General features: G+C 55.7%; 12 protein-coding genes. 7 read left to right on the top strand and 5 right to left on the bottom strand.

The window, feature by feature from the left end:
• Window positions 1–7: 7 nt before the first annotated feature.
• Window positions 8–700, bottom strand: a complete 693-nt coding sequence (locus tag EnteroDNA1_RS05665) for a fimbrial biogenesis chaperone (protein ID WP_069303009.1) — start codon at window positions 698–700, stop codon at window positions 8–10.
• Window positions 701–829: 129 nt separating this feature from the next.
• The gene (locus tag EnteroDNA1_RS05660) at window positions 830–1,447 is read right to left on the bottom strand and encodes a fimbrial protein (RefSeq protein ID WP_310590834.1); all 618 of its coding nucleotides are present in this window, start codon (window positions 1,445–1,447) and stop codon (window positions 830–832) included.
• Window positions 1,448–1,909: 462 nt separating this feature from the next.
• On the opposite strand from EnteroDNA1_RS05660, the gene flhB reads away from it, so the two are divergent.
• The 5 genes from flhB (at window position 1,910) to bglB (ending at window position 8,510) form a co-directional block, all read left to right on the top strand.
• Window positions 1,910–3,058: a flagellar biosynthesis protein FlhB gene (gene flhB / locus EnteroDNA1_RS05655; RefSeq protein WP_033145863.1), complete on the top strand. Its 1,149-nt coding sequence runs from the start codon at window positions 1,910–1,912 to the stop codon at window positions 3,056–3,058.
• A complete protein-coding gene (gene flhA / locus EnteroDNA1_RS05650; protein WP_033145862.1) occupies window positions 3,051–5,129 on the top strand; it encodes a flagellar biosynthesis protein FlhA in 2,079 nt (692 codons plus the stop codon). The genes flhB and flhA overlap by 8 nt, the downstream gene beginning before the upstream one ends.
• Window positions 5,129–5,521: a flagellar protein FlhE gene (gene flhE, locus EnteroDNA1_RS05645; RefSeq protein WP_033145861.1), complete on the top strand. Its 393-nt coding sequence runs from the start codon at window positions 5,129–5,131 to the stop codon at window positions 5,519–5,521. Before flhA ends, flhE begins: the two co-directional genes overlap by 1 nt.
• A gap of 261 nt (window positions 5,522–5,782) precedes the next feature.
• Window positions 5,783–7,366, top strand: coding sequence for an MFS transporter (locus tag EnteroDNA1_RS05640; protein WP_069303008.1), 1,584 nt, complete (start codon window positions 5,783–5,785; stop codon window positions 7,364–7,366).
• Window positions 7,367–7,370: 4 nt separating this feature from the next.
• Window positions 7,371–8,510 carry a beta-galactosidase BglB gene (gene bglB / locus EnteroDNA1_RS05635; RefSeq protein ID WP_069303916.1) on the top strand — a complete coding sequence of 380 codons (1,140 nt, stop codon included), beginning with the start codon at window positions 7,371–7,373 and terminating at the stop codon, window positions 8,508–8,510.
• A gap of 34 nt (window positions 8,511–8,544) precedes the next feature.
• Here the strand turns inward: bglB and argS are convergent, their stop codons facing one another.
• Window positions 8,545–10,278: an arginine--tRNA ligase gene (gene argS / locus EnteroDNA1_RS05630; RefSeq protein WP_069303007.1), complete on the bottom strand. Its 1,734-nt coding sequence runs from the start codon at window positions 10,276–10,278 to the stop codon at window positions 8,545–8,547.
• A 239-nt stretch (window positions 10,279–10,517) separates the two neighbouring features.
• Here argS and EnteroDNA1_RS05625 point away from each other — a divergent pair, with 239 nt between their 5' ends.
• Both EnteroDNA1_RS05625 and cutC read left to right on the top strand, forming a co-directional pair.
• Window positions 10,518–11,078 carry a VOC family protein gene (locus EnteroDNA1_RS05625; protein WP_033145857.1) on the top strand — a complete coding sequence of 187 codons (561 nt, stop codon included), beginning with the start codon at window positions 10,518–10,520 and terminating at the stop codon, window positions 11,076–11,078.
• Window positions 11,079–11,156: 78 nt separating this feature from the next.
• Window positions 11,157–11,900, top strand: a complete 744-nt coding sequence (gene cutC, locus EnteroDNA1_RS05620; protein ID WP_069303006.1) for a copper homeostasis protein CutC — start codon at window positions 11,157–11,159, stop codon at window positions 11,898–11,900.
• Window positions 11,901–12,089: 189 nt separating this feature from the next.
• Here the strand turns inward: cutC and cmoB are convergent, their stop codons facing one another.
• Entirely contained in the window at window positions 12,090–13,061 is a 972-nt protein-coding gene (gene cmoB / locus EnteroDNA1_RS05615; RefSeq protein ID WP_039263658.1) for a tRNA 5-methoxyuridine(34)/uridine 5-oxyacetic acid(34) synthase CmoB, read from the bottom strand.
• Window positions 13,058–13,801, bottom strand: a complete 744-nt coding sequence (cmoA, locus tag EnteroDNA1_RS05610) for a carboxy-S-adenosyl-L-methionine synthase CmoA (protein ID WP_029741772.1) — start codon at window positions 13,799–13,801, stop codon at window positions 13,058–13,060. Before cmoA ends, cmoB begins: the two co-directional genes overlap by 4 nt.
• Window positions 13,802–13,807 lie beyond the last annotated feature (6 nt).

Raw genomic sequence — 13,807 nt, 5'->3', positions numbered from 1 at the left:
CGGTCTTTTATTCCTGCGCCAGGGTGGCGGTGTATTTTTCGGAAGCATTGCCATAATCGGTTATGCAGCGCCAGGTGACGCTCGTCCCCTGAGCATTGTCAGGGAGAGGAATGTCAGCGTGGAATTTAGGGGCAACCATGTCGGCTTTCTCCACTTTGTGCACTCCCAGCGCAAGTGAATCAAAGACGCTGTAGAACGCCCCCTCGTTGATGACAGTGAGCTGTTGACCATGACGCGCGAAGCGCAGGTTTTTGCAGGATTCAGAGGGCGTACCGCTCAGTCCGACAGGGCGCCAGAACAGTTTCAGACGCGTTTTATAGATTAACCGCAGGACGTTTTTGTCTCCCTCATCCGTAGCCGTGGCAGGAACGGTTCGTACGTTCATATAGAACAGAGACTCTTTATCGCCTGCTAAGGTTGTCCCGTTCCAGGTAATACGCAGGCTTTGCTCTTTTTGCGGATCGAGCCGAAAGAGAGGCGGTGTCACGATAAACGGTCCGTGCGTTTTACCATCACCTGTATCCGTCCATGACTGTATTAACCATGGAAGCTCTTTATCATTATTTTGTAAGGGCAGGGCAACTTCCTTTTTCGCGGCATCGTAGATTATGCGTGTGCGACCGATCTGAATACCTGCTGCGTGACAAAAGGTGCTCGCAATAACAGGAATGCATAATAAGACCTGGAGTAAAATGCGCATGGTGAAACCTTTAATAAAGGAGGTTAAGGGGAAATGATAATAGTCCGAGTCCGGACTATTATCAGATCATGACTCCTTAAACGTCATGACGCCTAAATATATATATTATGAATATCAGTAATACGATTATTAACGGTAAAGAATATTTACCGTCATATCAGCATCTGCTGGACCGGCGGTAACCGCATCTGCAAATGATTTATAGCGGGCATTAAAATCAGCTTTAATCGTATCTTCGGATTTTGTCGCCAGTTCGATATAGATTTGCCCTTCAGCGCCATCCATCGTGATGAGCTTATCATCTTTACCCGCCGGGCTGACGGCAATGCCGATACCGGTGGCCGCGGTTTCGCCCGTGGTGGTAATTTTACTGACGTCCAGCAGCGTTTTGGTCTTGGTCAGGGTCGTTGGGCCGTTAAAGGTCAGCTGAACAGCCGGAAGCCCAGCGCTTGTTAACGGGCAGTTCGCCAGCGTAATGGAGAACTCCGTAAGTGCGGTCTCCTTCCCAACGGTATTAAACAATGATGTAGGATAGGTACCCAGTGGTATAGTACTGTCCGTGCCGTCGTCACCCTGAATGGTGCAGCTTGATTCGATAATTTCACCCGTGAAATGAATTGTGCCAGCATTCATTTCTGCGGCGAAACCATTCATCGACAGTGTTGCAAGGGCTAAGCCCGCAATAATATTCTTTTTGAAATCCATATTAAATGTCCCTTTAAGTAAAAAGAAATATCTGGCATACATTTTGCTTTCTGGTGAAAAGTAAATTATGTCGTATGAAATTATAACATTTAATTTTCTGCTGGTAAGGTAGTCTCAGGATTAATGTTATATAGATTTATCCATTTTTGGATTATGTGGGGGAATGATTTATATGGTTTCGATTGCTGTGAATTATTGAATTTACATAGTTATATCATTCCTGCAATACCAGGTAGTTAAAATCGACGGTTATGTTAATTTTTTTTCGGGATGTTTTAGAGTGAATTTTCTTTAAAACTGCGCTTAATTCATTTTGTAATATGAAACACATCACAAAAGCTGGAGAATGTTCGTTCGAACATTCCTTACCCTTTTTTCCCTAGCCCGAATTGCAGAGTGGGGGCTTAAACAGGATAAAAAGACCCGGTTATAGGGGTTTTTCAGCCCATTGATGAAAGGCGGTGCTGGCATGATACCCGTGACGTAATGGGCTGAGCATGCACTGTGGCAGAAGAGAACGACGACAAAACGGAAGCCCCCACACCCCACCGACTAGAAAAAGCGCGTGAGGAAGGGCAGATCCCCCGATCCCGAGAATTGACCTCCCTGCTGATCCTTATCGTAGGGGTGTGCATTATCTGGTGGGGCGGGGAGTCGCTCGCCCGCAAGCTGGCGGGAATGTTGTCCACCGGCTTACGTTTTGACCACAGCATGGTCAACGATCCGAATCTGATCCTCAGCCAGATTATTCAGCTTATTAAAGGGGCCATGGTCGCGCTGCTGCCCCTGATAACCGGGGTCGTGCTGGTCGCGCTGGTCTCTCCGGTGATGCTCGGCGGCCTGGTTTTTAGTGCCAAATCGCTGCAACCGAAATTTTCCAAACTGAACCCGCTGCCGGGTATCGCGAAAATGTTCTCTGCGCAGACCGGGGCTGAGCTGCTCAAAGCCGTTCTCAAATCGGTGCTGATGGGCAGTTCCGCAGGCTTTTACCTCTGGTACCACTGGCCGGAAATGATGCGTCTTATCAGCGAATCGCCGCTCACCGCGATGAGCAACGCGCTGAATCTGGTTGGGCTTTGCGCGCTGCTGGTGGTGCTCAGCATTATCCCGATGGTGGGTTTTGACGTGATCTTCCAGCTTTATACCCATTTTAAAAAGCTGCGCATGTCACGTCAGGATATCCGTGACGAATATAAGCAGATGGAAGGTGACCCGCACGTGAAAGGGCGCATCCGCCAGATGCAGCGTGCCGCCGCCCGTCGCCGGATGATGGACGATGTGCCGAAGGCCGACGTCATCGTCACCAACCCGACACACTATTCCGTTGCGCTGCGCTATGACGAAAACAAAATGAGCGCGCCGAAAGTCGTTGCGAAAGGGGCGGGGCTGATCGCACTGCGTATCCGGGAAATTGGCACGGAAAACCGCGTACCGATCCTGGAAGCCCCTCCGCTGGCGCGTGCCCTGTACCGCCATGCGGATATCGGACAACAGATCCCGGGACAACTCTACGCCGCCGTGGCGGAAGTGCTGGCCTGGGTGTGGCAGTTGAAGCGCTGGCGTCTGGCTGGCGGTCAACGGCCTGTGAAACCTGAAAACCTTCCGGTGCCTGCCGCGCTGGATTTTATGAACGAGAAGGACACTGATGGCTAATCTGGTGGCAATGTTGCGCCTGCCCGGCAACCTGAAATCGACCCAATGGCAAATCCTTGCCGGGCCGATTCTGATCCTGCTAATTCTGTCGATGATGGTACTGCCGCTCCCGGCGTTCATCCTCGATCTGCTTTTCACTTTCAACATTGCGCTGTCCATTATGGTGCTGCTGGTGGCGATGTTCACCCAGCGTACCCTGGAGTTCGCCGCGTTCCCGACCATTCTGCTGTTTACCACCTTGCTCCGACTGGCGCTGAACGTGGCGTCCACGCGTATCATCCTGATGGAAGGTCATACCGGTGCGGCAGCGGCAGGTAAAGTGGTGGAGGCGTTCGGCCACTTCCTGGTAGGCGGCAATTTCGCTATCGGTATCGTGGTGTTCGTTATCCTCGTTATCATCAACTTTATGGTTATCACCAAAGGTGCAGGGCGTATCGCGGAAGTGGGCGCGCGTTTTGTGCTGGACGGGATGCCGGGCAAACAGATGGCGATCGACGCCGACCTGAACGCCGGCCTTATTGCCGAAGATGAAGCCAAAAAACGCCGTTCGGAAGTGACGCAGGAGGCGGACTTCTACGGCTCCATGGACGGTGCGAGTAAGTTTGTGCGCGGTGACGCCATCGCAGGCATTCTGATCATGGTGATTAACGTGGTCGGCGGCCTGCTGGTCGGGGTATTGCAGCACGGGATGGACATGGGCCACGCGGCGGAAAGCTATACGCTGCTGACCATTGGTGACGGTCTGGTTGCGCAGATCCCGGCGCTGGTTATCTCTACTGCGGCGGGTGTGATTGTGACCCGCGTGAGTACCGATCAGGACGTTGGCGAGCAGATGGTGGGCCAGCTCTTCAGCAACCCGCGCGTTATGCTGCTGGCCGCTGCCGTTCTGGGTTTGCTCGGCCTGGTGCCGGGGATGCCAAACCTGGTATTCCTGCTGTTTACGGCGGGTCTGCTGGGGCTTGCCTGGTGGATGCGTGGCCGTGAAATCAAACCGGCAGCGGAACCTGTTCAGGTAAAAATGCCGGAAAATACCCAGGCCGTCGAAGCGACCTGGAACGACGTTCAGCTGGAAGATTCTCTGGGAATGGAAGTAGGCTATCGCCTGATTCCGATGGTCGATTTCCAGCAGGACGGCGAGCTGCTTGGCCGTATCCGCAGTATCCGTAAAAAATTCGCCCAGGATATGGGCTTCCTGCCGCCGGTTGTACACATCCGCGACAATATGGACCTGCCGCCCGCGCGCTATCGCATTCTGATGAAAGGGGTCGAAATTGGCAGCGGTGATGCCTATCCGGGCCGCTGGCTGGCGATTAACCCCGGTACCGCCGCGGGCACGCTGCCGGGCGAGCAAACCATCGATCCGGCCTTTGGTCTGGCCGCTATCTGGATTGAAAGTGCCCTGAAAGAGCAGGCGCAAATCCAGGGCTATACGGTTGTTGAAGCCAGTACCGTGGTGGCGACCCATCTTAATCACCTGATCGGGCAATTCTCGGCAGAGCTGTTTGGCCGTCAGGAAGCGCAGCAGCTGCTTGACCGCGTCACGCAGGAGATGCCGAAGCTGACGGAAGATCTGGTCCCGGGCGTGGTGACTTTAACCACGCTGCACAAGGTGCTGCAAAACCTGCTCGAAGAGAAAGTGCCGATCCGCGATATGCGCACCATTCTCGAAACCCTTGCCGAGCATGCGCCGATACAAAGCGATCCGCACGAGCTGACGGCGGTGGTACGCGTGGCGCTGGGTCGTGCGATCACCCAGCAGTGGTTCCCGGGAACCGGAGAAGTGCAGGTCATTGGCCTCGATACGCCGCTTGAACGCCTGCTGCTGCAGGCCCTGCAGGGCGGGGGCGGCCTGGAGCCGGGCCTGGCGGACCGTCTGCTGGCGCAAACGCAGGAGGCGCTGGCGCGCCAGGAGATGCTGGGCGCGCCGCCGGTGCTGCTGGTGAACCATGCGCTGCGTCCGCTGCTGTCGCGCTTCCTGCGTCGTAGCCTGAACCAGCTGGTCGTGCTGTCGAATATGGAGCTGTCGGATAACCGTCACATCCGCATGACCGCGACGATTGGAGGAAAATAATGCGTAAATGGCTCTGGATTTTGTTCTTCCCGCTGGCGGCGCACGCTGCCGGGGAAGGCACCTGGCAGGCAAGCAGCATGGGAGTGACCCTCAGCAACCGGGGCGTTGCTATGTCATCTAACCCGCTGTCGCCTTCTGAAGGCGTGTCCGGTCAGATGGGCCTTGTGGTCTGGAATTACCGGCTGATTGGCCCAACGCCCGCAGGGCTGCGGGTGCGCCTCTGTTCTCAGACGCGCTGCACGGAAATCGATGGCGAAAATGGCACGACGCAGGCGTTCAACGGCGTACCGGCCATTGAACCTTTGCGTTTCATCTGGGAAGTGCCGGGCGGGGGACGTTTAATCCCGGCGCTGAAAGTACAGAGTAATTCTGTCATTGTGAACTACCGCTAACACCCTGCCTTTTCACCAGCCATCAGCAATTTTGATGGCTGGCTCTCAAAACTGACCTCACCTTTTGATCAAATAGAAACGCTGTTTTATAAATCAGTGACGCGCGTGACGGTACTCTTTGCATTATTGCCATTGACCCTCTTAGCGATGGCAGAAACAGAAAGGTATCAACCGGTCGATGCATTTACTGTAGCCGTATAAAAGCTCCCGGAAGACGCTTGCTTGCAGGGAGTCTCCCAAAACTGATTAGGGGTGACGGCAATGAGAACACGTAAAATTGGGCTCGCAAATTATCTCGCTTACGGGTCAGGCGATTTCCTCGGGGCGGGTACCACCGCCCTGACGGCGGCCTGGCTTTTATATTTTTATACCACCTTCTGCGGGCTCTCACCGATCGAAGCAACGTTTATCTTTGCCGCTGCAAGGGTGCTGGATGCCGTCGTTAGCCCGTTAATGGGCTTTTTAACCGATAACTTTGGTACGACCTGGCTCGGTAAGCGCTTCGGCCGTCGTAAGTTTTTTATCCTGCTGGGAATTCCGTGCGTGTTCAGCTACTCGCTGATGTGGGTTGGGGACATGAGCTTCTGGTACTACCTGCTGACCTATCTGGTGTTTGATATTGTCTACACCATGATTCTGGTGCCGTACGAAACGCTGGTACCGGAAATGACCGATGACTTTAAACAGAAAACCAAGTTCTCCGGGGCGCGTATCTCAATGGCGCAGATGTCCGCCATTCTGGCCTCCTTCCTGCCGGGGATCCTGTTAACCCACTTCGGGAAAGAAAACGCCATCTCCTTCTTCTACGCAAGCCTGGTCTTCTCCTTGCTCTGCGCCCTGATGCTAACCTTCGTCTGGTTCTTTACCTGGGAACGCCCGCGCGAAGAGTGGTCAGAAGCGGCGCTGCGTGCTGAAGAAGAGAAGAAGAAGCTGACGCTGGGGCAGAGCCTCAATCGCCTGATCGTTGAGTTAAGCTCCACGCTGCGCATCAAGATTTTCCGTCAGCATCTGGGCATGTACCTTGGCGGCTATATCGCGCAGGACGTGTTTAATGCGGTATTCACCTACTACGTGGTGTTCGTGTTGATGCAGGAAGCGTCAATGGCGTCCAATCTGCTGGGCACGATGGCTATTTTCCAGTTCTTTGCGGTTATCGCCATGATCCCGCTGTGCATCCGTTTCGGGCCTGCACCGTCCTACCGCATGGTCGTGGTGCTGTTTGGTCTGGCCTCTCTCTCTTACGCCATGCTCTATTACGCGGGCCTGAGCGACGTCTACGCTCTGCTGTTGCTGATCTCAGCGGTTGCCGGTCTCGGTCGCGGCGGTATCAACTACGTGCCGTGGAACACCTATACCTACATTGCTGACGTGGATGAAGCGATCACCGGCCAGCGCCGCGAAGGGATCTTCGCGGGCATCATGACCCTGACCCGTAAGGCGTCACAGGCCGGTGCGGTGATGCTGGTGGGCATCGTGATGCAGATGTCCGGCTTTGTCAGCGGCCAGAAAGTGCAGCCTGCGGAAGTGAGCCACACCATTTTGACGATCCTGAGCGTGGGCACGGTCCTGGTGCTGTTCTGCGGCTTCCTCGTTTCCCTGCGCTTCAGGCTCAATTTGCAGACCCACAGCACGCTGCGCGAGGAGACCGCGAAAATGCGTGAGTGTGGTCATGCGATGCCTGAGTCAGCGACGCCACACGCCCGCGCCACCGTCGAGATGCTGGCCGGTATGCCTTATGAGTCACTGTGGGGCAATAACAACATCGGTTATCTGAATCGCAATAAGCCAGCGGCACCCTCGCTGAAGGATCGCGCGGTACTGAATTCGACATACAACAGAGGTTAAGATGATGAAAGTTTGGCCTGTCAAACATAGCCCGTTATTACGTCAGCCAGAGCGCTTTATCGCCCGGGACGAACTGAAATCGCTGATTCAAAAGGTGACGCATAGCCTGGTCAATATCCACGACAAAACGGGTGAATTTTTGCTGCGGCTGGACGACGGGCGCGTGATCGACACTAAAGGCTGGGCCGGATGGGAGTGGACGCACGGCGTTGGCCTGTACGGTATCTGGCAATATTACTGCCAGACCGGCGACGAAGGTATGCGAGACATCATCGACAGCTGGTTTGCCGACCGCTTTGCGGAAGGCGCGACCACCAAAAACGTGAATACCATGTCGCCGTTCCTGACGCTGGCTTATCGCTACGAAGAGACCAAAAATCAGGCCTGGCGGCCGTGGCTGGAAAGCTGGGCGGAATGGGCGATGGCCGAGATGCCGCGCACGCAACACGGCGGGATGCAGCACATCACCCTGGCGGAAGAAAACCATCAACAGATGTGGGATGACACGCTGATGATGACGGTGCTGCCGCTGGCGAAAATCGGCAAGCTGCTCAACAAACCGGAATACGTTGAAGAGGCGGTGTATCAGTTCCTGCTGCACGTGCAGAACCTGATGGACCGGGAGACCGGGCTGTGGTTCCACGGCTGGAGCTACGACGGCAACCATAACTTCGCCCGTGCCCGCTGGGCGCGCGGCAACAGCTGGCTCACCATCGCGATCCCGGACTTCCTTGAGCTTGTGGATCTGCCGGAAAACAGCGCCGTGCGCCGCTACCTGGTGCAGGTACTGAATGCGCAGATTGCCGCGCTGGCGAAATATCAGGACGACAGCGGGCTCTGGCATACGCTGCTCGACGATCCACATTCTTATCTTGAGGCGTCCGCCACGGCAGGGTTTGCCTACGGTATTCTGAAAGCCGTGCGCAAGCGCTACGTTGGCGCGGAGTATGCCGAAGTGGCAGAAAAAGCGATTCGCGGTATCGTCAAAAATATTTCGCCGGAAGGCGAGCTGTTGCAAACGTCGTTCGGCACGGGCATGGGCAGCGATCTTGAGTTTTATCGCCAGATCCCGCTGACGTCGATGCCGTACGGACAGGCGATGGCGATTCTCTGTTTAACGGAATATTTGCGGAAGTATTTCTGATAAGAAAAACCCGGCGCTTGCCGGGTTTTTTGTATTACATGCGTTCTACGGTTTCGATACCCAGGGTATCCAGACCCAGCTTCAGGGTCTTCGCCGTGAGCTGCGCCAGCTTCAGGCGGCTGTTGCGGACCGATTCGTTTTCCGCAGACAGAATAGGGCAGTGTTCGTAGAAGCCGGAGAACAGACCCGCCAGATCGTACAGGTAAGCACACATCACGTGCGGCGTGCCGTCACGCGCGACAACTGACAGCGTCTCTTCAAACTGCAGCAGACGCGCCGCCAGCTGCGCCTCGCGATCTTCCGTGATGGTCACGGCTGCATTCGCCAGCGCGCTTTCGTCGATGTTTGCCTTACGGAATACGGAGAGCACGCGGGTGTAGGCATACTGCATGTAAGGCGCTGTATTGCCTTCAAACGCCAGCATGTTATCCCAGTCGAAGATATAGTCAGTGGTGCGGTTCTTGGAGAGATCCGCATATTTAACCGCACCGATGCCCACGGCGTTGGCCAGTTTTTCCAGCTCATCGGCAGACATGTCCGGGTTCTTTTCAGCCACCAGACGGCGGGCGCGTTCCAGCGCTTCGTCCAGCAGGTCGGACAGCTTCACGGTACCGCCCGCACGGGTTTTGAACGGCTTGCCGTCTTTACCCAGCATCATGCCGAACATGTGGTGTTCCAGCGGCACGCAATCCGGCACGTAACCGGCTTTACGCACGATGGTCCACGCCTGCATCAGGTGCTGGTGCTGACGGGAGTCGATGTAGTACAGCACGCGGTCAGCATGCAGCGTCTCGTAACGGTATTTCGCGCAGGCGATGTCTGTGGTGGTGTAGAGGTAGCCGCCATCCTTTTTCTGGATGATCACGCCCATCGGTTCACCTTCCTTGTTTTTATACTCATCAAGGAACACCACCGTTGCGCCTTCGCTCTCTACCGCCAGGTTTTTGGCTTTCAGGTCAGCCACAATGCCGGGCAGCATTGGGTTATAGAGGCTTTCACCCATCACGTCGTCACGGGTCAGGGTGACGTTCAGGCGGTTATAGGTCAGCTGGTTCTGCGACATGGTGATGTCGACCAGCTTGCGCCACATCTCGAGGAAGTATTGGTCGCCGCCCTGCAGTTTAACCACGTAGCTGCGCGCTCGCTCGGCAAAGGCTTCGTCTTCGTCGTAGTGTTTTTTGGCTTCGCGGTAGAACCCTTCAAGGTCCGCCAGCGCCATTTCACCCGCGTTTTCCTGCTGCTGTTTTTCCAGGTAAGCAATCAGCATGCCGAACTGGGTACCCCAGTCGCCCACGTGGTTCGCGCGGATCACCTTGTGACCGAGGAACTCGAGCGTGCGCACCGCGGCGTCACCGATGATAGTGGAGCGAAGGTGGCCAACGTGCATCTCTTTTGCCACGTTCGGCGCAGAGTAGTCGATCACGACGGTCTGCGCCTCCGGCTGGGAAACGCCCAGACGGTCAGATTTCAGGGCCGCGTCAACGTGGCTTGCCAGGAATGCAGGCTCAAGGAAGATGTTGATAAAGCCCGGACCGGCGATTTCGGTTTTGCTGGCAATGCCGGAAAGATCCAGATGCGTCAGTACCTGCTCAGCGAGCTGTCGCGGCGGCATGCCCAGTTTTTTAGCCACTGCCATCACGCCATTAGCCTGATAGTCGCCAAACTGTACTTTTGCTGACTGACGAACCTGCGGTTCGCAATCCGCAGGTGCGCCTGCGGCAATCAGTGCCTGACTGACTTTTTCGGAGAGAAGAGCCTGAATATTCACCTGGATACCTTACGTTTTTGATGCGGGCTTACAGCCGCCCGCGCCAGTTAAAGAATTTAGGGCGGGAGTATACTGCAAATGCCCTCTGGCGTCAGCATTGCGGGGCCTGAAGATTGCTCAGAATCCAGGCGGTGAAGGTGTGCATAATCATGCAGTCGCAAAAAGCCGGATTCTGCGGTTGGTCAAAACAGGGCAACAGAGTAAATTAGCGGCTTTGCGACATGAAAAGAGAGTGACTTATGGCGAACTGGCAATCGATTGACGAACTGCATGATATTTCCGCAGATTTACCGCGCTTCACCCAGGCGTTCACAGAACTTGCCACCCGTCTTGGTCTGGATATCGCGCCGCTTGAGGCCGATCACATCTCTTTGCGCTGTCATCAGAATGCCACGGCCGAGCGCTGGCGTCGCGGGTTCGAACGGTGCGGCGAATTGCTCTCCGAGAACATCATCAATGGTCGCCCCATTTGCCTGTTCAAACTGCATGAACCGGTGAACGTGGCGCACTGGCAATTCAGCGTGGTTGAGCTGCCGTGGCCGGGCGAGAAACGCTATCCGCACGAAGGCTGGGAGCATATCGAAATAGTCCTGCCGGGTGAGCCGGAAACGTTGAACGCGCGCGCGCTGGCCCTCCTTTCCGACGAAGGCTTAAGCAAGCCGGGGATTTTTGTGAAGACGAGTTCACCCAAAGGCGAGCGCGAGCGGTTACCTAACCCGACGCTGGCCGTTACTGACGGGCAGGTCACGGTGAAGTTTCATCCGTGGACCATTGAGCAGATCGTTGCCAGCGAAGCGTAAGAGATGTGAGTTCACGCCGGGACTGAAAACGGACGGCGTGGCATGATGTTTCGTTTAGTGGAATTTCAGGAGGATTAAATGGCGCTGCTGGAGATTTGTTGTTACAGCGTGGAGTGTGCCGTGACCGCGCAAAAGCACGGGGCTGACCGCATTGAACTGTGTGCGGCACCCAAAGAGGGCGGGCTGACGCCGTCCTACGGCGTGTTGAAGTCTGCCCGTCAGGCCGTCACCATTCCCGTACACCCGATTATTCGTCCGCGCGGCGGTGATTTTTGTTACACGGCGGGCGAGTTCAGTGCCATGCTTGATGATATCGCACTCGTTCGGGACCTGGGGTTTCCAGGGCTGGTGACCGGCCTGCTGGATGAAGACGGCAATATCGATATACCGCGCATGCGTCAGATTATGAGCGCCGCGCAGGGGCTGGCCGTCACTTTTCATCGCGCATTTGATATGTGTAAAGATCCGCTTCAGGCCTTTGAAACGCTTGGAGAACTTGGCGTAGCGCGCATCCTGACATCGGGTCAGCAGGCGTCAGCTGAAAAAGGACTGCAATTAATTACGGAACTAAAAGCACATTCCGGTGTTCTAATAATAATGGCGGGTGCGGGAGTCCGCGCCAGCAATCTGGAACGGTTTTTAAACGCAGGGGTAGAAGAGCTGCACAGCTCCGCGGGTAAATGGATACCTTCGCCCATGCGTTATCGCAATACAGGATTGTCAATGTCGACGGATGCTGAAGCGGATGAGTATTCACGCTATGGCGTAGAGGGAGAGTCGGTTGCGGAAATGAAGTCGCTGATTGAGCGCCATCACGTGTAGCAACGTACCGATTTTTACCGCGCATCATGTCGCCCAATATGATGCTTGCTTGTACCAGGCCCCTGCAATTTCAACAGGGGCCTTTTTTTATCCCCTCACCCTAACCCTCTCCCCATAGGGGAGAGGGGACGGCTCGGTGCGGTTTTTCTCCCTCGCCCCTATGGGGAGAGGGCCGGGGTGAGGGGAAAACTACGGCTTCGTCGCAATCAACACCGCACGCATCGGGGCCGGATAGCCTTCGATGGTTTTGCTGTGGTCGGCCGGGTCGAGGAACTGCTCCAGCGATTCGGTGATCATCCAGTCGGTGCGGCGCTGTTCCTCAATTGAGGTCACGCTGACGTCGGCAATCCGCACATCCACAAACCCGCACTTCTCCAGCCAGTTCTTCAGCGCCAGCGCGGAAGGGATGAAGTAAACGTTGCGCATCTGCGCGTAGCGATCGCCCGGGACCAGAACGGCATGTTCATCGCCTTCAATCACCAGCGTTTCCAGCACCAGCTCGCCGCCGCTGACCAGCTGATCCTTCAGTTGCCACAGGTGTTCAAGCGGGGAACGACGGTGGTACAGCACGCCCATGGAGAAGACGGTATCGAAGGCTTTCAGGGCAGGCAGTTGTTCAATGCCCAGCGGCAGCAGGTGCGCGCGCTGGTCGTTACCCAGCAGCTTACGCACCGCTTCAAACTGGCACAGGAACAGCTGCATCGGGTCAATACCTACTGCCAGATGCGCCCCCGCACCAATCATGCGCCACATGTGGTAACCGCTACCGCAGCCTACGTCCAGAATGGTACGTCCGGTCAGGTCGGAAAGGTGGGGCAGCACGCGATCCCATTTCCAGTCTGAGCGCCATTCGGTATTGATGTTCACGCCGTAAAGTGAAAACGGCCCTTTGCGCCACGGCATCAGGTTACGCATCAGCGTTTCGATGCGGTTGATCTGCCCGGCCGGGAGCGGCTCTTCGCTCTCGGCGGTTACGCTGTGCAGAAGGTCCAGACGATGCGGGGTCAGTTCGGGCAGATACTCCACCGCGTTTGACCACTGCTTTAACAGGCCGTGCTGCTGATCGCGCTGCCAGGCGGCAATCTGCGCGGGCAAGGTTTCCAGCCAGTGGGAAAGCTGGTTTTTGGCAATCAGCTGATAGAAGTTGCTGAATTCGATCATGCGGATTCTCCCGCTTTCAGCGCCACCAGAGAGCCAAAGTTAAAGCACTGGAACCACAGTTCGCTGTGCTCAAACCCGGCTTTGCTCAGACGCGCTTTGTGGGTTTCTACGGAATCCGTCAGCATCACGTTTTCGAGCATGCTGCGCTTCTGGCTGATCTCCAGCTCGCTGTAGCCGTTCGCCCGTTTGAAATCGTGGTGCATATTGAACAGCAGTTCGCCAACCTCGGCATCTTCGAAGCTGAATTTCTCCGAGAGCACCAGCGCGCCGCCGGGATTCAGCCCCTGATAAATTTTGTCCAGCAGCAGCTGACGGTCTTCAGGCACCAGGAACTGCAGGGTGAAATTCAGCACCACCATCGACGCGTTATTGATCTCAATCTCGCGGATATCGCCTTCCACCACGTCGACCGGAACAGGGGCTTTATACGCGTCAATGTGGCGACGGCAGCGCTCAACCATGGCCGGGGAGTTATCGACGGCAATGATTCGGCAGCCTTCGTGGTGAACATTACGACGAACCGACAGCGTTGCCGCGCCGAGCGAGCAGCCCAGGTCATAGACCTGCGTGCCGGGTTGAACGAAGCGCTCAGCCAGCATGCCGATCATAGAGATAATATTGGAATAACCGGGAACAGAGCGCTGGATCATATCCGGGAAGACTTCGGCTACCCGTTCATCGAAGGTCCAGTCGCCCAGGCTGGCGATAGGCGCGGAAAAAAGCGTGTCGCGATCTGACATAACGTA

Origin of the sequence: Enterobacter sp. HK169 (assembly GCF_001719105.1) — a bacterium.
GTDB lineage: Bacteria > Pseudomonadota > Gammaproteobacteria > Enterobacterales > Enterobacteriaceae > Enterobacter > Enterobacter asburiae_B.
The sequence above is the reverse complement of the archived record's forward strand: the minus strand, read 5'-3'. Positions and strand labels throughout refer to the sequence as shown.